This window comes from Streptosporangium sp. NPDC050284, from assembly GCF_044459525.1.
Taxonomy (GTDB): Bacteria; Actinomycetota; Actinomycetes; order Streptosporangiales; family Streptosporangiaceae; genus Streptosporangium.
Window position 1 is genome coordinate 54,908 of the sequence record NZ_JBITIZ010000022.1, and the last position, 22,561, is coordinate 77,468.

The 22,561-nt window shown below is 69.7% G+C and carries 20 protein-coding genes and 3 pseudogenes; 10 read left to right on the forward strand and 13 right to left on the reverse strand.

What is annotated here, in order from left to right:
• The first annotated feature begins 77 nt into the window (after window positions 1–77).
• The 3 genes from ACIBH4_RS35080 to ACIBH4_RS35090 all read left to right on the forward strand — a co-directional run bounded on the left by ACIBH4_RS35080 (window position 78) and on the right by ACIBH4_RS35090 (window position 2,850).
• Window positions 78–209 (forward strand): hypothetical protein, encoded by a 132-nt coding sequence (locus ACIBH4_RS35080; protein ID WP_362501058.1) that lies wholly within the window; start codon window positions 78–80, stop codon window positions 207–209.
• A gap of 72 nt (window positions 210–281) precedes the next feature.
• Window positions 282–1,514, forward strand: coding sequence for an ROK family transcriptional regulator (locus ACIBH4_RS35085; RefSeq protein WP_362501060.1), 1,233 nt, complete (start codon window positions 282–284; stop codon window positions 1,512–1,514).
• Between the two features lie 76 nt (window positions 1,515–1,590).
• Complete coding sequence (locus tag ACIBH4_RS35090) at window positions 1,591–2,850, forward strand: alpha/beta fold hydrolase (RefSeq protein WP_362501062.1); 1,260 nt, start codon at window positions 1,591–1,593, stop codon at window positions 2,848–2,850.
• A gap of 145 nt (window positions 2,851–2,995) precedes the next feature.
• On the opposite strand, the gene ACIBH4_RS35095 is transcribed toward ACIBH4_RS35090, so the two are convergent.
• The 8 genes from ACIBH4_RS35095 to ACIBH4_RS35130 form a co-directional block, all read right to left on the reverse strand.
• Window positions 2,996–4,417, reverse strand: coding sequence for an ATP-binding protein (locus ACIBH4_RS35095; protein ID WP_362501064.1), 1,422 nt, complete (start codon window positions 4,415–4,417; stop codon window positions 2,996–2,998).
• Between the two features lie 44 nt (window positions 4,418–4,461).
• Window positions 4,462–6,135, reverse strand: coding sequence for an FAD-dependent oxidoreductase (locus ACIBH4_RS35100; protein ID WP_362501066.1), 1,674 nt, complete (start codon window positions 6,133–6,135; stop codon window positions 4,462–4,464).
• Between the two features lie 86 nt (window positions 6,136–6,221).
• Window positions 6,222–7,148: a helix-turn-helix domain-containing protein gene (locus ACIBH4_RS35105; protein ID WP_362501068.1), complete on the reverse strand. Its 927-nt coding sequence runs from the start codon at window positions 7,146–7,148 to the stop codon at window positions 6,222–6,224.
• A gap of 332 nt (window positions 7,149–7,480) precedes the next feature.
• Window positions 7,481–8,071, reverse strand: a complete 591-nt coding sequence (locus tag ACIBH4_RS35110; protein WP_362501069.1) for a TetR/AcrR family transcriptional regulator — start codon at window positions 8,069–8,071, stop codon at window positions 7,481–7,483.
• Window positions 8,072–8,270: 199 nt separating this feature from the next.
• Window positions 8,271–9,284, reverse strand: a complete 1,014-nt coding sequence (gene glnII, locus ACIBH4_RS35115) for a glutamine synthetase (RefSeq protein WP_362501071.1) — start codon at window positions 9,282–9,284, stop codon at window positions 8,271–8,273.
• Between the two features lie 258 nt (window positions 9,285–9,542).
• On the reverse strand, window positions 9,543–10,175 hold the full coding sequence (locus ACIBH4_RS35120; protein WP_362501073.1) for a MerR family transcriptional regulator: 633 nt from the start codon (window positions 10,173–10,175) through the stop codon (window positions 9,543–9,545).
• Between the two features lie 35 nt (window positions 10,176–10,210).
• The gene (locus ACIBH4_RS35125; protein WP_362501075.1) at window positions 10,211–10,804 is read right to left on the reverse strand and encodes an HAD family phosphatase; all 594 of its coding nucleotides are present in this window, start codon (window positions 10,802–10,804) and stop codon (window positions 10,211–10,213) included.
• Window positions 10,805–11,071: 267 nt separating this feature from the next.
• Window positions 11,072–11,446, reverse strand: coding sequence for a hypothetical protein (locus ACIBH4_RS35130; RefSeq protein ID WP_362501077.1), 375 nt, complete (start codon window positions 11,444–11,446; stop codon window positions 11,072–11,074).
• A gap of 198 nt (window positions 11,447–11,644) precedes the next feature.
• On the opposite strand from ACIBH4_RS35130, the gene ACIBH4_RS35135 reads away from it, so the two are divergent.
• From ACIBH4_RS35135 to ACIBH4_RS35155, 5 genes are all read left to right on the forward strand, one after another.
• Window positions 11,645–12,520, forward strand: a complete 876-nt coding sequence (locus ACIBH4_RS35135) for a MurR/RpiR family transcriptional regulator (RefSeq protein WP_362502206.1) — start codon at window positions 11,645–11,647, stop codon at window positions 12,518–12,520.
• 2 nt (window positions 12,521–12,522) lie between these two features.
• Window positions 12,523–13,281 carry an SIS domain-containing protein gene (locus tag ACIBH4_RS35140; RefSeq protein ID WP_362501078.1) on the forward strand — a complete coding sequence of 253 codons (759 nt, stop codon included), beginning with the start codon at window positions 12,523–12,525 and terminating at the stop codon, window positions 13,279–13,281.
• A 39-nt stretch (window positions 13,282–13,320) separates the two neighbouring features.
• Window positions 13,321–14,730 (forward strand): N-acetylglucosamine/diacetylchitobiose ABC transporter substrate-binding protein, encoded by a 1,410-nt coding sequence (gene ngcE / locus ACIBH4_RS35145; protein WP_362501080.1) that lies wholly within the window; start codon window positions 13,321–13,323, stop codon window positions 14,728–14,730.
• 108 nt (window positions 14,731–14,838) lie between these two features.
• On the forward strand, window positions 14,839–15,741 hold the full coding sequence (locus ACIBH4_RS35150; RefSeq protein ID WP_362501082.1) for a sugar ABC transporter permease: 903 nt from the start codon (window positions 14,839–14,841) through the stop codon (window positions 15,739–15,741).
• Window positions 15,741–16,652: a carbohydrate ABC transporter permease gene (locus ACIBH4_RS35155; protein WP_364232672.1), complete on the forward strand. Its 912-nt coding sequence runs from the start codon at window positions 15,741–15,743 to the stop codon at window positions 16,650–16,652. Before ACIBH4_RS35150 ends, ACIBH4_RS35155 begins: the two co-directional genes overlap by 1 nt.
• A 68-nt stretch (window positions 16,653–16,720) precedes the next feature.
• Here ACIBH4_RS35155 and ACIBH4_RS35160 read toward each other — a convergent pair whose 3' ends face one another.
• From ACIBH4_RS35160 to ACIBH4_RS35180, 5 genes and pseudogenes are all read right to left on the reverse strand, one after another.
• Entirely contained in the window at window positions 16,721–17,404 is a 684-nt protein-coding gene (locus ACIBH4_RS35160) for a DNA alkylation repair protein (RefSeq protein ID WP_362501086.1), read from the reverse strand.
• 80 nt (window positions 17,405–17,484) lie between these two features.
• Window positions 17,485–18,174: a TetR/AcrR family transcriptional regulator gene (locus ACIBH4_RS35165; protein ID WP_362501088.1), complete on the reverse strand. Its 690-nt coding sequence runs from the start codon at window positions 18,172–18,174 to the stop codon at window positions 17,485–17,487.
• A pseudogene (locus tag ACIBH4_RS35170) lies at window positions 18,171–19,189 on the reverse strand (RNA-guided endonuclease InsQ/TnpB family protein); the annotation flags it as partial. The gene ACIBH4_RS35165 and the pseudogene ACIBH4_RS35170, both read right to left, overlap by 4 nt.
• Window positions 19,190–19,194: 5 nt before the next feature.
• A pseudogene (locus tag ACIBH4_RS35175) lies at window positions 19,195–19,452 on the reverse strand (IS30 family transposase); the annotation flags it as partial.
• A gap of 35 nt (window positions 19,453–19,487) precedes the next feature.
• Window positions 19,488–19,541: pseudogene (locus tag ACIBH4_RS35180) on the reverse strand (hypothetical protein); the annotation flags it as partial.
• A gap of 502 nt (window positions 19,542–20,043) precedes the next feature.
• Here ACIBH4_RS35180 and ACIBH4_RS35185 point away from each other — a divergent pair.
• Complete coding sequence (locus ACIBH4_RS35185; protein WP_362501090.1) at window positions 20,044–21,564, forward strand: glycoside hydrolase family 3 N-terminal domain-containing protein; 1,521 nt, start codon at window positions 20,044–20,046, stop codon at window positions 21,562–21,564.
• A gap of 168 nt (window positions 21,565–21,732) precedes the next feature.
• On the forward strand, window positions 21,733–22,434 hold the full coding sequence (locus tag ACIBH4_RS35190) for a pentapeptide repeat-containing protein (protein WP_362763916.1): 702 nt from the start codon (window positions 21,733–21,735) through the stop codon (window positions 22,432–22,434).
• The last annotated feature ends 127 nt before the right edge of the window (window positions 22,435–22,561 follow it).

Here is a 22,561-nt window from a genome sequence, read left to right on the forward strand (position 1 = left end):
ATTGGTCAACTTTGGCGGAGGGTGACATTGGAATAATGCCCGGTAACCGATTTAGTGGCATATGAGATTAATGAGTCATGCGAGTCCTGAAAAGGGAGTCGCGGACGTTCTCGGCCGAGGGATCGCCGGGAACGGTGATGCGTGACGCGGCCTGGGAAACCCGCCCCGTACGCGAGGCCAGCGGACCGTTCCAGGACGGGTGGGCGTAGCGGGAAAGCCTGTACCGGCAGTGACTAGAATAGTTGTACTAACATCTGAAATTAATTCCCCGGGGGAGAAGTATGAGCCGTCCACAGCGGGGGACCCTTCGTGACGTGCGCAAGGGCAACCGGTCCGTGGTCCTGTGGACGCTGTACTTCGCAGGCGAGTTGAGCAGGCACGATCTCGCCCGGTTGACCGGGCTCAGCGCGGCCACGGTCAGCAACGTGATCGGCGACCTCATCGCGGACGGCATCGTGGTGGAGACGGGCTCCGTCGACTCGGACGGCGGGCGGCCGCGGATCATGCTCAGGGTGGATCCCTCGTACGGATACGTGGTCGGGGTGGGTGTCGGGGAGACCCGCGTCCGCGTGGAGCTGTACGACCTGGCGCTGGAGGGGCGGGCGAAAAAGGAGTTCGCCCTCGACCCGAGCCACCACGAGCCGGCGGTGGTGGCCCGCCACGTCCTCGACGGTCTTGAGGCGGTCCTGTCCGACGCCGGAGCCGGCGAGTCCGAGGTGCTGGGCATGGGCCTCGGTGTCCCCGGCGTCGCAGAGCAGGGTTCTGACCTGCTCATCCACGCCCGCGCGTTCGGCTGGGACGGCGTTCCCCTGGGCGCGCTCATCCGCGAGGGCACCCCGCTGCCGGTCTTCGCCGACAACGGGGTCAAGACGACGGGCCAGGCCGAGCTCTGGTTCGGCGCGGGCAAGGGTGCCCAGCACCTGGTCATGGCCTTCATCGGCACGGGGGCCGGGGCGAGCGTGGTCAACGGCGGCGTCACCTACCGGGGAACGGCGAACGGCGCCGGCGAGTGGGGACACACCAAGATCGTTCTTGACGGGCGTCCCTGCCGATGCGGCGGCCAGGGCTGCCTGGAGGCCTACGTCGGGGCCGAGGCGATACTCGCCGGCGCGGGCAGGGACCTGGGAGGTGACGACGAGGAGAGCGTCTTCGCCGAGCTCCTCACCGACCCGCTCGCGCGGCCCGCGCTGGAGGAGGCCATCGGCTCCCTGGGGGCCGGCCTGGCCAACCTCATCAACCTCCTCAACCCCGAGCGCGTCATCCTCGGTGGCTGGGCCGGGTCCCTTCTCGGGCAGCGGTTCCTCCCCGAGATCCGCGCCGCGGCCTCCCGGTACGCCCTGCCGCTGCCCTTCTCGCAGACGTCGATCGAGCTGGGAAGGCTCGGCGCCGAGGCGGTCGCCCTGGGCGCGGCCACCCTGGTCGTCGAGGACTTCCTGCTGCGCAGCCACGCGGTGCGCCCGGCGGGCCGCGTCGCACCCCCGGCTCCGGCCCCTGCGGGGCACGCGCCCGCCTGAACCGGCGCGGTGAAGCCGTGCCCCGGGCGGCATGCGAAGGCGAGAACGGGCGCACGGGTCCGATAAATTTCCGTGGGTGACTGTCCTTCTGCCCGGTGTGGCGCTCACCGACCACGTGTTCACCGTTCCCCTCGACCACGCCGACCCCGGTGGCGAGACGATCGAGGTCTTCGCCCGTGAGGCGGTGGCTCCGGAACGACGGGGGGAGGATCTGCCGTGGCTGCTTTTTCTGCAGGGCGGTCCCGGAGGCAAGTCACCTCGCCCGGCCTCCGCCGACGGGTGGCTGGGGCACGCGCTGAAGACCCACAGGGTCCTGCTGCTCGACCAGCGGGGGACCGGCCGCAGCACCCCCATCACCGCGAGGACCGTACGCGGCACGGACGCCGAGCTCGCCGCCCGCCTCGCGCACTTCCGGGCCGACTCGATCGTGGCCGACGCCGAGCTGATCCGGCGCGAGCTCTCCGGTGACCGGCCGTGGGAGACCCTCGGTCAGAGCTACGGCGGTTTCATCACGCTGACCTACCTCTCCCGGGCTCCCGAGGGCCTGGCGGCCTGCTACCTGACCGGTGGCCTGGTCGGGCTCGACGCCACCGCCGACGACGTCTACTCCCGCACCTACCCGCGCGTCCGCGACAAGGTGAACCGCTACTTCGCCCGCTACCCGCACGACTCTGAGCGCCTGGACGCGATCGCGGCCCACCTGCGTCTTCGCGAGGTCCTCCTCCCCGACGGCGACGTGCTGACCGTACGCCGCCTGCAGACCCTCGGCATGTGCCTGGGCATGAGCGACGGGGCCGAATACCTGCACTGGGTGCTGGAGGAGGCCTGGAGCGGCGGCAGGCTCTCCGACCTGTTCCTGTACGAGGTCATGATGGCCACCGGCTTCGTCGGCAACCCGCTCTACGCGGTCCTGCACGAGTCGATCTACGCCCAGGGCGCCGCCACCGGCTGGGCCGCGCACCGGCTGCTGCCCGAGGAGTTCCGCGAGGACGCCGGGCCGACGCTGCCCACCGGAGAGATGATCTATCCGTGGATGTTCGACGAGATCGCCGCGCTCCGCCCCTTCAAGGGCGCCGCCGAGATCCTCGCCACCGTCTCGGACTGGCCCGCCCTCTACGATCCCGCCCGGCTGGCCGCCAACCGGGTTCCGGTGACCGCCGCCGTCTACTACGACGACATGTACGTCGATCAGGGCCTGTCCATGCGCACCGCGAAGGCGGTGGGCAACGTGCGGACCTGGGTGACCAACGAGTGGGAGCACGACGGTGTCAGGGTCTCCGGCGGCAAGGTCCTCGCCCGTCTGATGGAGATCGCGGGCGGCGCCCACGGTTCCTGAGCGCCCATGACCGCTGAGCGTCCACGGCTCCTGAGCACCCGCGCTTCCCGAACGCCCACGCCTCCCGAACCGCGGTAACCGGCCGGACGTCACGGAGGCCGTGGGGTCCTCCCGCCGCCGGGCAGGAGGACCCCACGTTCCGGTCTCAGCCGGGAGCGGCCGTCTCGGTGAGGGGCAGACGCACCTCGAAGCGGGTGTCGCCGGGCTTCGACTCCACGCGCAGGTCGCCGCCGTGTCGGCCGGCGACGATGCGGAAGGAGATGTCCAGGCCGAGCCCCGTGCCCTCGCCGACCGCCTTCGTGGTGAAGAACGGCTCGAAGATCCGCTCGCGCAGGGCCTCGGGGACGCCGGGGCCGCTGTCGCAGATCTCGATCAGCGCGATCGTGTCGTGCTCAAGGCGGGTGCGGACGGTCAGGACGCCGGTGCCGGCCATCGCGTCCAGCGCGTTGTGGATCAGGTTGGTCCACACCTGGTTGAGCTCCCCGGCGTAGGCAGGGACGGGCGGCAGTTCCGGGTCGTAGTCGGTGACGATGCTGATCCCCGGCGGGATCTTGCCGCGGAACATGGTGAGGGTGCTGTCCAGGAGTTCCCGCACGTCCACCGTCTGGTACGGCGCCCGGTCCATCTGGGAGTACTGCTTGGCGGAGGCGATCAGCGAGGAGATCCGCTCGGTCGCGTCGGTCACCTCGTCCAGCATCTGGGTGATCTCGATGGCCTCCGCCAGCCAGTGCATCGCCCCGGACAGATACCGTTCGCCCAGTGCCTCGCGGATCTTGTCCAGCTTCTCCGGCTTGAAGCCGGCCGCCACCAGAGGCGAGGCGATCTCCCAGGGGTCCTCCACCCCCGCGTCCTCCATGGCGTCGGACAACTCGTCCTCGGCGTCGGAGATCTCCATCGGGGAGCGGGGCGGCATCTCCGCGAGGCTGGTGGCGCACGCCTCCTGCAGGTCGACCAGGGCGCCCAGCCGGTGGGGCTCGATGCCGTCCTCGGCCAGCACGGCCAGCCGCCTGCGCGAGGTCTTCATCCTGACCCGCAGGTCGTCGACGGCCCGCACCGCCGCCGCGGCCGGGTTGTTGAGCTCGTGGGTGAGCCCGGCGGTGATCGTGCCGAGCGCGGTCAGCCGCTGCCGCCGGTCGATGAGCTCCCGCTGTGCCATCCCGCCCAGACGGGCCCCGTCCAGAAGGTGCACCGCCATCGGGAACCACTCGGCCATGATCATGCCGTACTTCCTGGCGGGGAGCATGAACATGCGGGTCGGCTTGGTGGCGCGCAGCGTGTGGGCGTAGGTGGCCGGGGCGCGGTCTCCGAGGTAGGCGAGGACCGCGCCGCCGTAGGCGCCGGGCTGCGAGGTGGGGTTCATCGTGACAGGTCCGGCGGTGGTCTCGGTGACCATCACCACCTCGCCCTCGACGAGCACGGCGAAGCATTCGGCGGGATCTCCCTGCTTGACGATCGGGTCGCCCGCCTCGTACTCCTCCTCGTCCCCGTACCTCGCGAGCCACCGGAGCTTCTCGTCGTCGAGCTTCTCGAAGAGGAACAGGCCGCGGAGCACCTCGATGTCGATCATGTGACCTCCTTCGTGAGCGCCGCAGGAGACCTCGTCGGGGGCACTCACGTCTTCTCCAGGTAGCGGTGGACGAGGGCCACGGCCATCGCGCCCTCACCGACCGCGGAGGCGACCCGCTTGATGGAGTCGGCACGGACGTCGCCGGCGGCGAACACCCCCGGCACGTTCGTCTCCAGGTGGTACGGCCCGCGCCGGAGCGGCCAGTTGCGCGGCCTGTTCTCGTCGGCGGTCAGGTCGGGGCCGGTGAGGACGAAGCCCTTCGCGTCGCGTTCGACGGTGTCGCCGAGCCAGTCGGTGAACGGCTGGGCGCCGATGAAGACGAACAGCCACTCGGCCTCGACGGTGCGCTCGCCCTCGGGACCCTTCAGTGTGATCCGCTCCATGTGGCCCTCGCCCTCGGCGCCGACCACCTCGGTCTCGGTGTGCACCTCGATGTTCGGGATCTGGGAGATCTGCTCGATCAGGTAGTGCGACATGGTCCTCTCCAGCCCGTCGCCCCTCACGATCAGGTGGACCTTGCTGGCGTACCCCGACAGGTAGACCGCGCCCTGGCCCGCCGAGTTGGCGGCGCCGACGATGTAGACCTCGCGGTTCGCGCACTCGGGCGCCTCGGTGAGGGCCGCGCCGTAGTAGCAGCCGGAGCCGATGAAGTCGTCGAGGCCGGGGGCGTTCAGCCGCCGGTAGGAGACGCCGGTGGCGAGGATGACGGTGTGCGCGGCGATCGAGCCGCCGTCGGCGAAGCCGACCACCCTGGCCTGGCCCTTGACCTCAAGGCTGGTGACCGTGCGGGCGGTGAGCAGCTCGGCGCCGAATTTCAGCGCCTGGCGCCTGGCGCGATCGGCGAGCTGGGCGCCGGAGACGCCGTCGGGGAAGCCCAGGTAGTTCTCGATCCTGGAGCTCTGGCCCGCCTGCCCGCCCGAGGCGTGCTGCTCGACCATCACCGTGCGCAGCCCCTCCGAGGCGCCGTAGACCGCGGCTCCCAGGCCGCCGGGACCGCCCCCGATCACGATCAGGTCGTAGAAGTCGGTGGCCGGGGCGGTGGACAGCCCCACGGCCTCGGCCAGCTCCGAGGTGCTCGGCGCGGTGAGCTTCGTGCCGTCGCCGGTGATGACCAGTGGCAGCCTGGCCGGGCCGGCGGACCCCTTCTCCCCGGTCTCCGCGGCCGCCGCGAGCAGCTCGGCGCCCTCCGAGGAGTCGTCGAGCATCCAGCGGTAGGGCACCTGGTTGCGCGACAGGAACTCCCTGACCTCGTACGACGGGGCCGACCAGCGCGCGCCCACCACCCGCAGCTCGTCGGACTCGCGCCGATCCGTCCGCTGCCAGGCGTCGAGCTGGGCGTCCAGCACCGGGTAGAACTTCTCCTCCGGCGGGTCCCACGGCTTGAGCAGGTAGTGGTCGAGATCGACCACGTTGATCGCCTGGATCGCGGCATCGGTGTCGGCGTAGGCGGTCAGCAGTACGCGGCGCGCGTAGGGATACAGGTCCATCGCCTGCTCCAGGAACTCCACGCCGTTCATCTGGGGCATCCGGTAGTCGGCGAGGATCGCCGCCACGTCGTCGCCCCTGAGCCGCAGCTCGCGGACACTGGCCATGCCGTCGACCGCGGTGTCGGCCCGGATGACGCGGTAGGCGTGGCCGTAGCGGCGCCGCAGGTCGCGGGCGATGGAACGGGACACGCCAGGATCGTCGTCGACCGTCATGATGACCGGTTTTTCCATGTCCTGCCTTCCCCCGAGATGGAGATAGCCGATATTAAGGACAATCTCTCCGAAGGATGTCACACCCGTGTTAAAGCCAGCATTGATCAGGCGTGGTCATGAGAGGTGGGAGTCGCGGGGGGCGCGAGGGAACCGTAGGGACGGTGACCGGGCATCCCGGCGGCGCGCAGCAGGGCGGCCGGGCGGTCGCGGTCGGTGAGGAAGCGTCTGAGTTCGGGGTCGGTCGTCCAGATCTCGCGCATGGCCTCGCGTCCGACCCGGTCGGCGACGATCTGCAGGGCGATGTCCTGCCTCACGTACTCGACCGCCATCGCGACGACGGCCGGGTCCTCGGTGTAGACGCCCCACGCGGTACCGCCGGCGAAACCGCCGACGAGGGCCTCCCGCCGGTCCCCCGTGACGACGAGCAGCCGGTGGTCCTGGTCCTCCTTCACGTTCCCCTCGCCCTCGTGAAGGGGTACGGGGAAGGGGAAACGGCGCTCGTACAGGTTCCCGACCGGCTCCCGCGCCGCGCCGAAGTGCATCACCGAGGTCTCGACCCCGCGCTCGACGGCACGCTTGATCAGCGGGGAGAGCGGTTTCATCTCCTCGGGCCAGATCGACACGAACAGGTCGCCCCGTGCCCCGGCCACCACGTCCTCCGCCCGGTCGAGCAGCGCCACGGGGTCCTTGAGGCTGTGGATCAGATAGGCCTTGGGCGGCGCCACGATCGCGGGCAGCGCGACCTCCAGTGCCCCGATCGAGTCGGCGAACTCCCTGCGCATGCGCTCCAGCAGGGATCGTGGCGGCAGCGGCAGGTAGTCGGTGGCGTCGTCGGAGCCGCGCAGCTCGTAGGCCGCGCCCTTGGCCACCAGCTTGCCAAGCGTCTCGTAGACCGTGCTGCGCGGCACCCCCGAACGTTTGGCGACCTCGTAGCCGTTGAGGGGCTGTCCGGCACCGACCAGGGTGACGTACGCCTTGGCCTCGTAACCCGACATGCCCAAGCGCTGTAATTGCTCCACTACGTCCCGCATCGCAGTTATGGTACGGCGCGAGCTACCCGTTTAGCGCTGTCCTAAAGCACCTGTTTGTAGGATTTTTGTGACGTGAGGTCGTCCGGACCCATGGAACGGGGGCGCCGAAGCGTGGGAGCGCTCCACCGGGAGGCGTTTCGCTCTTGTCCGGTCGCTGACGTCATCATGCGTGCTCAGGTGCCTGCGACGGGCACCGCCCGATCCTGTCCGGGACCGGAGCCCGCCGGCTCCGGCGGCCCCGGCGGCCTCCGCGGGAGGGGGCGCCGCGGGCCGGGGCCCGTCCCGCGCGGGTGGCGTGCGCGGTAATTTCGGTCGCGGTCTCCGCGCCTCCGCTATGCCGCCTTCAAGGCCCGCAGGGCGAACTCCACGAGCGTGTCGGCGTACTCGTGGGTGAGAGGGGCGGTGCGCAGCATCCAGCGGTGGTAGATCGGTCCGTACAGCAGCTCCACGGCCACGTTCAGATCCGCGTCCTCGGCGACCTGGCCCACCCGCTGGGCACTGCGCAGCCGTTCCCTGGTCGCCTCCAGGTGCGGCCCCAGGAGTCGCGCGGTGATCTCGGTGCTGATCGCGGGGTCGTTCAGGGACTCGACGGTGAGTGCCCTGGTCATCGTGTCGAGCCCGGGATCGTTGTACTCGTCGACGATGGCCCGCAGCGTGAGGCGAAGGTCGGCCCCGAGGTCGCCGGTGTCGGGGAGTGCGACGCTCCCCTCCTCGTCGGAGGTCCTGGAGAGGAAGGCGTCGATGAACACGGCGCCCTTGGAAGGCCACCAGCGGTAGATCGTCTGCTTGCCCACTCCCGCGCGGGCGGCGATCGCCTCTATCGTCAGCTTGGCGTATCCGGACTCGGCGACCAGGTCGAAGGCGGCGCTCAGGATGGCCCGGCGCGACTGCTCGCTGCGACGGGCCGGGTTCGGGGTCTTCACGTGCCCGAACGTACCATTTAGCGAGTCGAAACGTATCGTCTTGCTCGGCTCGCGGTATTGGCCGCGTTCGCGGGTTGATTCTCCGAGAAGCCCCGGACACCGCCGCCGAAGGGGCGCGGGCGGGTGAGCGACGAGAGGAACGCCGAAGACCGCGGAGACCCCCGGCAGGGCTTCCGCGGCCTTCGAGTCTGCGGTCGGATCAGACCTGGCCGGCCTTCTCCAGAGCGGAGCAGCAGGTGTTCACGATGAGGCGGGTGACGAGGTAGGGGTCGACGTTGGCGTTCGGACGCCGGTCCTCGATGTAGCCCTTCTTCTCCACCTCGACCTGCCACGGGATGCGGACCGAGGCGCCGCGGTCGGAGACGCCGTAGCTGAACTCGTTCCAGGGGGCGGTCTCGTGGAGGCCGGTGAGGCGCTCCTCGATGCCGGCGCCGTAGTGCTTGACGTGCTCCAGGGCGTTCGTGGCGAGGGCCTCGCAGGCGGTGACGATCGGGTCGTACTCCTCGCGCATCGCCTTGGTGGAGAAGTTGGTGTGCGCGCCCGCGCCGTTCCAGTCGCCCTTCACCGGCTTGGCGTCCAGGGTCGCGCCGACGTTGAAGTCCTCCGCGGTGCGGTAGAGCAGCCAGCGGGCGATCCACATGTGGTCGGAGGCCTCGACGGGGCCGGCCGGGCCGATCTGGAACTCCCACTGGCCCGGCATGACCTCGGCGTTGATGCCGGAGATGGCCAGGCCCGCCTCGATGCAGTAGTCGAGGTGCTTCTCGACGATCTCGCGGCCGAAGACCTCGTCGGCGCCGACGCCGCAGTAGTAGCCGCCCTGCGGGGCGGGGAAGCCGCCGATCGGGAAGCCGAGCGGGCGGCCCTCCTTGAAGAAGGTGTACTCCTGCTCGATGCCGAACCACGACTCCTGGTCGGCGTACTTCTCGGCGACCTCGACGAGGGCGGCGCGGGTGTTGCTGGAGTGCGGGCTCATGTCGATGTTGAGCACCTCGCACAGCACCAGCACGTTGGCGCCGCCGCGGATCGGGTCCGGGCAGGTGAAGACCGGCTTGAGCACGCGGTCCGAGGAGGAGCCGTCGGCCTGGTTGGTGCTGGACCCGTCGAAGCCCCAGATCGGGAGCTCCGCACCGTCCGCCATCACCTTGGTCTTGGAACGAAGTTTGGCGGTCGGCTCGGTGCCGTCGATCCAGATGTATTCAGCCTTGAAGGTCATCGGCGGAGTCCTTGAGGATGGAGGGATCTTCTGCTCTCAAAGATTCGCAAGTCGCGATTTCGCATCTGTTGCCCATGTGTGAACAGAGTGTTACTCAGGCCTATATGGGCAGGCAGTGGCTGTATTGAAATCCTCACAGATGTTTTCCAGGGCTGTGAGCTGCCCTTTCATAGGACGATTGGAACGATTGAGACATCCGTCACAGGTGACGCTGGTTATTGCGCTGAGTCATTTTCGTCACCTTTGTCTCATGTGATATCAGGTGCCGAGGAGACGGGCCGAGACCGACTCGTGGGCGAGCCGCCGCATGATGTCGAGGACCCTGCCGTGCACGACGGTGCCAAGGACGAGGGCCTCGACCGCGGCCTCGCGGGGTCCGTCGAACGGGACGGTGCCGATCTCGTGCTCGGTCACGAGCCGCAGGGCGACGTCGGCGTAGGGGCGCAGGGCCTCGCCGTCGGCGGGCATGCCGAGCCGGCCGAGGGTGAGGACGGCCTGGGCCAGCTCGTCACGGGCCGGGGCTTCGGGATCGATCTGCCAGCCAAGATCTGTGATCATGGTGTCGGCCTCGGCGCGGGCACGCGTCCACTCCTCGTCGGGCGTGTGCGGCTCGACCGCGGGCGCGAGGGCGTACTGCGCGACCCCGAGGACGTGGTGCAGGTCCAGGCTCTCGTCGTCGACGGCGGCCACCACCTTGCCGATGGAGGCGATGGGCAGCCGCCCGACCTCCAGCAGCGCCCGGATCAGCCGCAGCCTGCGCACATGGCCCTCGCCGTACCGCGCGCTGGTGGCCGAGGTCTGCTCGCCCGCGGGAAGCAGGCCCTCGCGCAGGTAGTACTTGATCGTCGGGATGGACACGCCCGATGCGGCGCTGAGCTCGGATATCCGCATCATTGGATAGTACAGATGGCCAGTGTGGGGGGCGTCTAGCGCAGCGAGGGGCGGACGTCGATGACGGTCATCCCCGCGGCGAGGGCGGAGGCCACCCCCTCGTCGGTGTCCTCGTAGGCGACACAGGCGTACGGGGCGACGTCGAGGAGGCGCGCGGCGAGGAGATAGACGTCGGGGGCGGGCTTGCCGTAGCGGACGTCGTCCCTGGTGACCACGGTGTCGAAGAGGGGGCGTAGGCCGGTGACACGCAGGGTCTCCTCCACGGCCTGGCGGGCGCCTCCCGAGGCCACGGCCATCGGCACCCGTCCCCGGTGAGCCTCGGCGACCGCGCTGACCGGCCGGTGCGGGGTGACCGTGTGGATCAGCCACTGGTAGGCGTCGAGCGCCGCCGCCCGCACCGCCTGGTAGTCGAGTTCGGCTCCGGTCTCGGTCTCCAGCTCCGCCAGCAGACGGTCGGACGACAGGCCCGTGCGCGCCCGGTACCACGCGGAGTCGAGGTCGACCTGCCACCCGGCCAGCGCGGTCCGCCACGCGCTCTCGTTGGCGGAGGTGGTGTCGACGAGGGTCCCGTCGCAGTCGAAGATCAGGGCGGCGTAGGGGGTGGAGGGCTGGAGTCGCTGGTGGAGCATGGTCGCCTAACACGTGACGGTGGATCTACGCCCACTTTAACCCGCGCTGGAAAGGGAGGGCGCCTGTCCGGGGGGTGGTCGCGTCACCGTGACGGGTGGGATCGCGACGGCGGGTGCGAGGGGCGGTCAAGGCGGCGAATGTGCGGTTTTCGGCTTCCGCCGGTAGGGCGGGTAAGGCTTCCGAACTCGTCCGGCCCGGCGGGTGCGCGGTAGCCCGCGTACGGCCGAACGTGCCGATCCGTCGGAGCGCGGCCGGTGCGGGAGGACTCAGCTGATCTCGTCGCCCCAGCCGTCGTGCCGTGCCCTGGCCAGCTCGGTCTCCATCTCCTCAAGCTCCCGCATGAACCCCTGGAACCCCCGCGGGCCCAGGCGGCGCCAGACGAGCAGCTGCAGGGAGCGCGTCTCCTCGTCGATGAGCGGCTCCTGGTGAGGCGGCGATGTCAGCAGCTCCTGGGCCTGGCGCTCCGCGGCCCTGAGTTCTTCGGCGGTGAATCGGATGCCGTGCTCGTGCTCCAGCAGCCGGATGTGCGGGTCGTTGCGCAATCTCTGGTCCCGGGCGCGCCGTGCGCGCCGGGCGGCGAGCTCGTCGTGGACGTGCGCGCCGGAAACCTGGTGCGGCGTGTCGGCCGGACGTGGAGTCATCGTGGGGTTCGCCTCCGTCAGGCGGCTCCTTTTCTGGAACCTCTGTTGAGAACGACGCTCGAAAGGCGCCGAAGGTTGTCGATTTTTCCCCCCAAACCCCGGCCGGGTGGGCGCGGCGCCTCGAACGGTGCCCCCGACGGCCTTGACGCGAGCTTGACTTGATAATAATTTTCATCCAGAAGAATTCTGGTGAAAGGAATGCTTGTGGCCGCAGGTGCGCTCGGACGCATACAGACCGAGACACCCGCGCTGCCCGAGGCGCTGCGCAGGGTGGGGGAGGCGATCCTGGCCGACCCCGCCGAGGCCGCGCGATCGACGATCATCACGCTCGCCGAGCGGAGCGGCAGCTCACCCGCCACGGTGACCCGCTTCTGCAGGGTGTTCGGCTTCGCCGGGTACGCCGGGTTGCGGGTCGCCCTCGCCACGGAGAACGGGCGTGCCGCGCAGGCCAACTGGGACGCGGGGGTGGGCCACGAGATCGGTCCCACCGATCCGCTCGACGCGGCGATCGGCGTGATGGCCGCCGCCGACTCCCGGCTCATCCAGGAGACCGCCGCCCAGCTGGACGTGGGCACCGTCGCCACAATCGCCGACGCCATCGTCGCGGCCCGCCGCGTCCTCATCTTCGGGGTCTCCACCAGCGGGGCGGTCGCCGTGATGATGGGCGGGCGGCTGCGCCGCATCCGGATCCCCTGCTGGAGCCACGCCGACGCGCACGAGGCGCTCGCCGACGCCGCGCTGCTCGCCGACGGTGACGTCGCGATCGGCATCTCCCATCAGGGCCGCACCCGCGAGGTGCTGGAGTCCCTCGGCGAGGCGGGGGACCGGGGCGCGCTCACCGTCGCGGTCACCTCCTTCGCCCGCTCCCCGCTGGCCGAGCTGTCGGATCGGGTGCTGACCACCGCGAGCCGCGAGACCACCTTCAGGCTGGGCGGCCTCGCCGCCGTCCACTCCCAGCTCTTCGTCCTCGACACCGTCTATGTCGCGGTCGCGCAGCGCACCTACGAGCAGACCAACGAGGCGTTCGAGTTGACGATCAGGGCTCTGGAGAGCCATCGCGTGGAGAGGAGCTGACCGTGCGGATCGGTGCTGCCGAGTACGTTCACGAGGTCAAGGAACTGGTGGACGAGGTCTTCGGGACCCAGCAGGACGCGGTGGGGGCCGCGGCGGCGCTGATCGTCGAGTCCCTGCGCGGTGGCGGCGTGATCCAGGCGTTCGGCTCCGGGCACTCCGAGGCGATCGCGATGGAGATCGCCGGACGCGCGGGCGGCCTGGTGCCCAGCAACCGCCTCGCCCTGCGCGACGTCGTCCTGTACGGGGACGCCCCGGTCGCCACCCTTCTGGGAGCACCCGGCGAGCTGGAGCGCGACCCCTCGGTCGCCCGGCGGATCTACGACCTGGCTCCCGTCCGTCCCGAGGACGTGTTCGTGCTGATCTCCAGTTCAGGGGTGAACGGATCGGTGGTCGAGCTCGCCTCGATCGTCAAGGAGCACGGGCACGCCCTGATCGCCCTGACATCGGTGCGGCACAGCACCGCGATGACCTCCCGCCACCCCTCGGGCCGCAAGCTCCTCGACCTCGCCGACGTGGTGCTCGACAACCGCGCCCCGTACGGCGACGCGGTCCTCCCGCTCCCGGACGGCGGCACGTTCGGTGCGGTCTCCACCATCACCTCGGCGCTGCTCGCCCAGATGGTCGTGGCCGAGGTGGTGCGCGACCTGAGCGAGGCGGGCCTCACCCCGCCGATCTACCGCTCCGCCAACGTGACCGGCGGTGACGAGCACAACCGCGCCCTTGAGAACCGCTACGCCGGAAGGATCCGGCGAGGTGCCTGAGCACCGCCCTTCACTCCCAGGCCACTTCCAGGAGGAAGCATGACCCAGCTATCCAGGCGCGAGCTCCTGCGCGGCGCCGCCCTGGCCGGTCTCACCGTGCCGGTCCTGTCCGCGTGCGCCACCCCCGCGGGCAACGGCGGCGCCGCGTCCTCGGCGCCCGTCGTCGGGGCCACCAGCGCGGCCAACCCGCTCGGCCTCGTCGAGGACAGGCCCCTGGAGGTCTGGATCTTCGACGGCGGTTTCGGCGACGCCTACGCCACGGACGTCCACGAGCCGCTGCTCAACACCAAACACCCCAACCTGGAGATCAGGCACAACGCCACCAAGGAGATCGCGAAGACCCTCCAGCCGCGCTTCGCCGGTGGCGACCCGCCGGAGTTCGTCAACAACTCCGGCGCCAACGCGATGGACTTCGGCGCCCTCGTCCAGGACGGCCAGCTCGCCGACCTCACGCCGCTGTACGACGCGCCGAGCTGGGACGACCCCGCCGTCAAGGTGCGCGACACGATCGACCGGAACGCCATCGAGCTGGGCAGCTACGACGGCACGCCGTACGTCCTCAACTACGCCAACACCGTCTGGGGCATCTGGTACTCGCGAAAGCTCTTCGAGGCCGAGGGCTGGCAGGTCCCCAAGACCTGGGCCGACTTCCTGGCCCTGTGCGAGACCATCAAGAAGTCGGGCAAGATGGCGCCCTTCACCTACGCGGGCAAGCACCCGTTCTACATCTACGAGGCCATCCTCACACTCGCCGCGAAGATCGGCGGCAAGGACGTGCTGAAGAACATCGACAACCTCCAGGACGGCGCCTGGAAGGCCGAGCCGGTCAGGCAGGCCGCGGGGGCCTTCGTCGAGCTCGGGTCGAAGTATCTGCTCCAGGGCACCGCGGGGCTCGACCACGTGCAGACCCAGACGGCGCACAACAAGGGCCAGGTCGCGATGCTGCCCTGCGGCTCCTGGCTGGAGAACGAGCAGAAGGACTCCACGCCCGAAGGCTTCGACTACGCGATGTTCGCGCTCCCCGACTTCGGCACCTCCGACGCCCTGCCGTACGGCACCCTGCACGCCCAGCCGGGCGAGGAGTACGTCGTCCCCGCCAAGTCGGCCAACCCCCGCGCGGGGCTTGAGTACATGCGCGCCATGCTCTCCAAGGAGGGCGCGGGCAAGTTCATGGAGATGGTCTCCACGCTCACGGTCGTCAAGGGCGCGGACGCGGGCCGCACCCTCCAGCCGGGACTGAAGAGCGCCTCGGCCGCGCTGGAGGCGGCGGGCGACAACGCCGTCTGGTTCCTGTTCCGCAAGTGGTACGTCGAGCTGCACGACGAGGTGGCCGCCGCGACCGGGCAGCTCATGGCGGGCAAACTCACCGTCGACCAGTGGGCGGACCGGGCGCAGAAGAAGGCGGACGCCATCAAGAAGGACGCCTCGGTGAAGAAGTTCAGCCGATGACGGTGGGAGGCGACGGGGCGCCCGGGGGACGGCCCGTCGCTCACCGGGCACCGGTCATGGGCCGTTCCCTCGGTGGCGTGACGACGCCGAGGAAACGGTAGGCCGGCGATGGACCACGGCAGGACGCGGTTCGTCGCGGGGTTCCTCGCGATCCCGGTGACGCTCTACCTGATCTATGTGATCGCGCCCTACGCGCAGGCCTTCTACATCGCGTTCACCGACTGGCGCGGGGTGAACGCGACCCCGCGCCTCGTGGGGCTGGAGAACTTCCGGCGGCTACTGGCCGACAACGTGTTCTGGCAGGCGGTGAGCCACAACCTGATCCTGCTCCTCCTGCTGCCGATCCTCACGCTCGGGATCGCTCTCTTCTTCGCCTTCCTGCTCAACGCGGGCGGGCGGGGCGGCACCGGGGGCATCTGGGGGTCGAAGTTCTACCGGGTGGTGTTCTTCTTCCCCCAGGTGCTGGCCGTCGCCGTGGTCGCCGTACTGTTCCAGCAGGTCTTCAGGCCCGACCGCAGCGGCATGCTCAACGCGCCGCTCATCGCCCTGGGGTTCGAGCCGATCGGCTTTCTGTCCAGCACCGACGTCGCCTTCTGGTCGATCCTCGCCGTGCTGGTCTGGCAGGCGGTCGGCTTCTACGTCGTGCTCTTCTCCGCGGGCATCGCCTCCATCCCGCGCGACCTCTTCGAGGCGGCGGCGATCGACGGCGCCGGGGGGCCCTCGCTGTTCCTGAGGGTCACGCTGCCGCTGCTGTGGGACACCATCCAGGTCGGCTGGGTCTATCTGGGCATCGCCGCGCTGGACGTCTTCGCCATCGTGTGGGTGATGACGGCCGAGCACGGCGGCCCCGACCACTCCACGACCGTGATGGCGGCGGAGATCTACCGCACCGCCTTCCAGTACTTCAAGTTCGGCTACGCCTCCGCGATGGGCGTGGTCCTGTTCTTCTTCACCATCGGGTTCGCGGCGCTGGCCCTGCGCCTGTCGCGGCGTGAGCGGATCGAGTTCTAGTGGCCGACGTCGTGACATCCCCGAGCAGGGCGTTCGCCCGCGAGGAGCGCAGGCGGCGCCTGGGCCCCCTGGCGGCCCTGACGCACGTCGCGCTGCTCGTCTGGACGGTGCTGGTCGTCGTGCCGATCGTGTGGACGTTCCTCGCGTCGGTGAAGAGCGAGGACGAGATCTTCGGCGACGCCTGGTCGCTGCCCGCCCACCTCCGCCTCGACAACTGGGCCCGCGCCTGGGAGCAGGCGCACATCGGCCAGTACATGATCAACAGCATCGTCGTGGTGGCCTTCGGCACCCTGGGCACGATGCTGTTCGGCTCGATGGCCGCGTACGTGCTCGCCCGCTACCGCTTCCGGGGCAACCGGGCGATCTATCTGCTCTTCGTCTCCGGCCTCGCCTTCCCGGTCTACCTGGCGCTGACCCCGCTGTTCTTCGTCGTACAGAACATGGGGACGGTCCCGGTGATCGGCCCGTTCATCGGCCTGAACACGCACGGCGGGCTGGTGCTGGTCTACATCGCCTACTCGCTGCCCTTCACCGTCTTCTTCCTCGCGGCCTTCTTCAGGACGCTGCCCGGAGCGGTGGCCGAGGCGGCCTTCGTGGACGGGGCCTCGCACGCCCGGGTGTTCTTCCAGATCATGCTGCCGATGGCCAAGCCGGGCATCGTGAGCGTGACCATCTTCAACGTGCTCGGCCAGTGGAACCAGTATCAACTGCCCCTCGTCCTGCTCAACTCCAACCGGGACAAGTGGGTGCTCACCCAGGGCATCGCCGACATCTCCACCGCCGCGGGCTACGACGCCGACTGGTCGGCCCTGTTCGCCGCCCTCAGCATGGCCATCCTGCCGATGCTGATCGTCTACACGATCTTCCAGAGCCAGATCCAGAAGGGCCTCACCGCCGGCGCCCTCAAGTAGAGCGCCAAGCCGCTGTAGCCTCGGCAGCCTCGGCCGCGTTCCCAGTCGCCTCCGCGAGACGACCGGGTCTATCGGTTGGGGAGGTTTTTCAGGGCCTCGCGGCGGCTCAGGCCGCTGATGCGGGTGTGGTCGACGTAGCGGACGACCTCGTCGGGGTTGGTCTTGGCGTACTCGCGCAGGGCCCAGCCGATCGCCTTGCGGGCGAAGAAGTCGTTGTCGGACAGGCTCGGCTCGATGCAGGCGTACAGCAGGCCGGTGTCGGTGGCGGACTTGAAGCGGTTCTGACTGAGGATGGCCGTACGGCGCTTCCACAGGTCGGTGCCGCGGGCCCAGCGGAGCATGAGGGGGCGCATGGTGTCGGGGAAGGCCGCGAGCAGGCCGCCGACGCGGTGGACGGCGAGCTCGTCGACGTAGTCCCACCAGGCTCCGGTGACGATCATCTCCTCGTACATCGGCAGCGCGTCGAGCGTCTGGAAGGAGCGGTAGAGGCGGAAACCGGTCAGCTCGACCGCCGCGTAGCGCTCCTCGCGGTATTCGGCCTCGCGCCACAGAGTCAGCGCCGCCTCTCGCCACGCGGACGCCTCGTCGACGGGATAGTCGGCGAAGACCCGCCTCAGCGCGGCGCGGCGGGGCGCGGCCTGCACGCCGAGAAACGGCATCGACGACCTCATGTAGGTCTGCATCACCGGGGCCTTGGCGGGATCGGCCACGTCGGTGAGCGCCATTCGTACGGCCTTCTGCAGAATCTCCACGCTGCCCACCACTTCCCGTTCGCTTCGCGGACGCTTGATTCTCACAGGCCGCGCCGCCCGCCGCGCCGGTTCCGTGGGCGTTATTCCTTCTGGCTACTCCGCTCGCCGGTCGCCAGGCCGTCGAACAGGATGGTGATGTAGTGCTCGGCGAGGCCCGCGGTGTTGAGGCGGCCCCCCGGTCGGAACCAGCGCACCGTCACCCAGATGGTGTCGCGGATCATGCGGTAGGTGAGCTTGGGGTCGACGTCCGCGCGGAGCAGGCCGGCGGCCTGGCCGAGCTTGATCTGCCCGACCCACATGCGTTCGACCTCCTCCTCGGCCCTGACCAGGTAGTCGAAGCGGTCGCCGGGGAGCGACCTCAGGTAACTCCAGTCGTTCTGCATGACGGTGATCGCCGCGCGGTGGGGCTCCAGCGTGCCGAACCCGATGCGCACCATCTCTGAGAGGATCGTGCGGGGGTCGCCGTTTCGGTCCAGGGCGGCGCGGTAGCGGCCGACGAGGTCGTCGAGGAAGGTGGTGAGCACCTCGTCGACGATCGTCTCCTTGGAGTCGAAGTGGTGATAGAGGCTTCCGGACAGGATGCCCGCCTCTTCCGCGATCTCCCGGACGGTCGTCGCCTGGAAACCCTTGCGGGCGAAGAGCTCGGCGGCGAGTTTGACGAGATGGTCACGGCGCTCCGAGGCGGGCCCTGATGTGGCCGCGCGCTTGGTCCCGCCCTGGCGCCTGATCCGGGTCGTGGTCGCGCCGCCGGAGTTCTTTCGCGTGTTCACGCCCCCATTTTGACATCCTCCCCGCTCGTGAACGAGCGGGATTCCCACGGGGTCGCCCGTGAGGGTTCCTGCTTCAATGCCAATCGCCCGCCCGAGAGGACTCTCGTTGAGGTCTTACACCGGCTCCACAGGCGTTTCACCTCTCCGCCAGCCCGGCGGCGAGGATGTTCTTCGCGGCGTTGACATCCCGGTCATGGACCGCGCCGCAGGCGCAGGTCCACGACCGGACACCGAGCGGCATCTTACCCTGCGACGCCCCGCACGCCGAGCACAGCTTGGAAGAGGGAAACCAGCGATCCACGATCAGTAGCTCCCGCCCGTACCACTGCGCCTTGTACTCCAGCATCGAGCGCATCTGACGCCAGGAGGCATCAGAGACGGCGCGGGCCAGGCTGTGGTTCTTGACCAGGTTGCGCACGGTCAGGTCCTCCACGGCGATCACTTGGTTCTCGCGAACAAGCCGGGTGGTGACCTGGTGCAGGTGATCCCTTCTGCGATCGACGATCCGGGCATGCACCTTGGCGACCTTCAGCTTCGCCTTGGCCCGGTTGGCCGACCCGTTCTCCTTGCGGGCGAGGTCGCGCTGGGCTTTGGCGAGTTCGCGCCGGTCGGCCCGCTCGTGCCGGGGGTTGTCGATCTTCTCCCCGCTCGACAGCGTGGCCAGTGCGGTGATGCCCGCGTCCACCCCCACATTCTGATCGACCGGAGGCAGCGGGCTGATCGTCTCCTCGATGAGCAGGGACACGAACCAGCGGCCCGCCGCGTCCCTGCTCACGGTGACGGTGGACGGCTGCGCGCCTGCGGGCAGCGGACGCGACCACACGACGGCCAGCGGCGCATCCATCTTCGCCAGCGTCAACTCCCCCTCCCGCCAGCGAAACGCCGGCCGGGTGTACTCGGCCGCCGCCCGTGCCTTCTTCCTGCTCTTGAACGTCGGGTACCGGGCGCGCTTGGCGAAGAAGTTGGTGAACGCCGCCTGAAGGTGGCGCAGCGCCTGCTGCAGGGGCACCGACCTCGGGTTCAAGGGGTCGTTGCAACACTGCCTGTCAGCGAGCGTAGATGCTCGTTGAACGCCTCGGCGGGAGTACGCCAGCCGAGTGTCTTGCGAGGTCGGCTGTTGAGCGCGGCGGCGACGGCGTCCAGCTCGTTTCGGCTGTGCCTGCTCAGGTCGGTTCCCTTGGGGAAGTATTGGCGCAGCAGGCCGTTGGTGTTCTCGTTGGTGCCGCGCTGCCACGGGCTGTGTGGATCGGCGAAGTAGACCTGAAGCCCAGTGTCGATGCGCAGCCGAACGTCCGGACCAGCTCATCGGCCTGCTCCGGGGTCGGGTGGAAGCGGTACCTGTAGGCCCGCCTCACGATCTGCGCCATGGCCCAGATGTTAACCACGACCGGCTAAAGATCGTGCGGGTTCGGTACGACCCTCCGACTGACGGCGAATCGCCAATCCTTGTCCTGCTCCGCGGGGGTCAGATTCCTCTCCGTGGAGACCCCCGCCCTGAAGGCGGGGGTCTCCACGGAGAGGAATCTGACGAGCTCTTGCGCAATCGCTTGTTCATCGGAACGCGCCAGCTCATCCCGGTTCTCCCCCGCGACCGAACGCTCGTCACCTTCGGCGCCCTGCGGGTCTCGCCGTACGCGCGGGCCTCTCGTTTTCCGCCGGCCTATCAGCGGACCTTCGGCTCGTCCATCGTCGCGATCCGCAAAATCCTGAGCGGAAGCCCTATGGTCAGCCCACTAGCAATTAGGAAACTTTCCTATTAGATTTGCGCAGAGCCGCCGTGGGAGCGCTTTCCCCGGGGGTCCGGTGACAACGCGGTGCCTGCGCGTTCACGGCAGGAACGCCGACCGGTCGTCAGGCGAGGAGGGGTGAATGAAGCGCGGCCCAGAGCTGCTCCGTCTGGCGGAGACGGTCGTCTTTCCCGGGTTCGAGGGCAAATCGCCGCCGGACTGGATCCGACGCCGGATCGGCGAGGGACTGGCCGGAGCGGTGCTCTTCTCCAGGAACATCGCCACCCCCTCCCAGGTCGCCGACCTCACCGCCGTACTCCGAGGAGAGAACCCCCAGGTCCTCGTCGGCATCGACGAGGAGTCCGGCGAGGTCACCCGCCTGGAGGCCGCGGGCGGGAGCACCCGGCCGGGCAACTTCGCCCTCGGCGTGGTCGACGACACCGATCTCACCGAGGAACTCGCCGCCGACCTCGGCCGCGACCTCGCCCTCGCCGGCGTCAACCTCAACTTCGCCCCCTCGGCGGACGTGAACTCCAACCCCGACAACCCGGTCATCGGCCTGCGCTCCTTCGGCGCGGACCCCGACCTCGTCGCCAGACACACCGTGGCCTGGATCCGGGGCATGCAGTCGGCGGGAGTGGCGGCCTGCGCCAAGCACTTCCCCGGCCACGGAGACACCTCCGTCGACTCCCACCACGGCGTACCGCTCGTCACCGCCACCCCCGAGGAACTGCGCGACGTGGCGCTGCGGCCCTTCCGCGCCGCCGTCGAGCAGGGAGTGCGCACGGTCATGACCGGGCACCTGCTCGTCTCCGCCCTGGACCCCGCGATGCCCGCCACCCTCAGCCGGCCGGTCCTGCACGACCTGCTCAGGGTCGAGCTGGGCTTCGAGGGCGTCATCGTCACCGACGGCATCGAGATGGCCGCCGTCTCCGGCCCCTACGGCATCGGCGGCGCCTCGGTCCTCGCCGTCGCAGCGGGCGCCGACGCGATCTGCGTGGGCGGTGAGCACGCGGACGAGGAGACCGCGCTCGGGATCCGCGACGCGATCGTGGACGCCGTGATCGAGGGCAGGCTCTCCGAGGAGCGGCTCGCCGACGCCTCCCGGCGCGTCTGCGAACTCGCCCTCTGGACCACGGCCACCCACCGAAACGCGTCGGCGGGCTCCGCCTCCGGCCGACCCGGCGACCCGTCGATCGGCCTGACCGCCGCCCGGCGGGCCCTGCGGATCACCCGCCGCTCCTCGACCGCGGTCTTCCCCCTGTCCGCACCGCCGCACGTCGTCGAGCTCGCCCCCGAGATGAACCTCGCCATCGAGAAGGACACCCCGTGGGGCGTCGGGGAGCCGCTCGGCAAGCTTCTCCCCGGCACCACGGTCACCCGGCTGACCGCCTCCGGCGCCACCGGAGGCGCCATCGAGGCCGCACTCGCCGCGGCGGCCGAGCGTCCCCTCGTCGTCGTCGTCCGCGACGCCCACCGCCACCCCTGGCAGGCCGACGCGCTCCTGCACCTGCTTGCCGCCCGCGCCGACGCGGTCGTGGTCGAGATGGGACTGCCGGGCCGCTCCGACCTCGGCGCCGTCCACATCGCCACCCACGGCGCCTCCCGCGTCTGCGGCCAGGCCGCCGCCGAACTCCTCGCCGGGGATCAGGGCACGGCCTGAGCGGGAGCGCTCCCACCGACCACGACGACCCCGGAGCGCCGTGGCCTCGCGGAACGCGGGACCTCTTGGACCACAGGGCCTTCCGGAGTACGGAGTCTCCGGAAGGCCCTGTGGTCTCCCGGAGCGGGGGGTGAGAATTCTGTCGGTGCGGGCTGCTTGAATCGCGGAATGAATGCGGCACGGTTGCTGACAGAGCAGCGGGAGATCCACGGGGTCGATCTGGCGGGGCTCTCGCTCGGCGATCATCTGACCGGTGAAGGACCCTACGTGTTCAGGGAGTGTGATCTCACCGGCGCGGACCTCGCCGGGGCGTCACTGGTGGAGGCCTCGTTCGAGAAGTGCGTGCTGGAGCGGACCGACTTCCGCCGCGCGGACCTGGACGGGGCGCGTTTCTCCGGCGGCGGGGGAGCGGGGCTCAGGTTCACGAACGCCGAGCTGGTCGACGCGACCTTCACCGACGTCGACCTGTCGGGCGCGCGCTTCGAACTGGCCCTGCTCACCGACGTCACCTTCACCGGTTGCCGCATGATCGGCGCGGTGCTCTCCTCCTGCCGGGGCACCGGCTACCGGTTCGACGGCTCCAACCTGGCGTTGGCCGACCTCGCCGGCTGCTCGATGCGAGGCCTCCACCTGCGGGGCGTCCGCTTCGACGACGCCAACCTGTCGGGCTGCGACTTCACCAAGAGTGTGTTCGAGGACTGCCGCATGATCGGCGCCCGCACCGTCGAGACGGTCTTCACCAAGACGGACCTGCGCGGCGCCGATCTCGGCGAGGTCGACGACACCCGGCTCCGATCGCTACGCGGAGCGGTCGTCAGCCCCACCCAGGCTGCCCTGATCCTCGCCTCCCGGGGACTGACCGTGGGCTGACGGAGGCTCACCGCAGACCAGACACACCGGTCCCGACCGGCCGGCCCACCTCGACCGCACCCGCCTGGAGCCGTGACCCCCGACCCTTGTCGAGCGGGAATCGCGATCGGTCAGGGCCGAGCGTTGA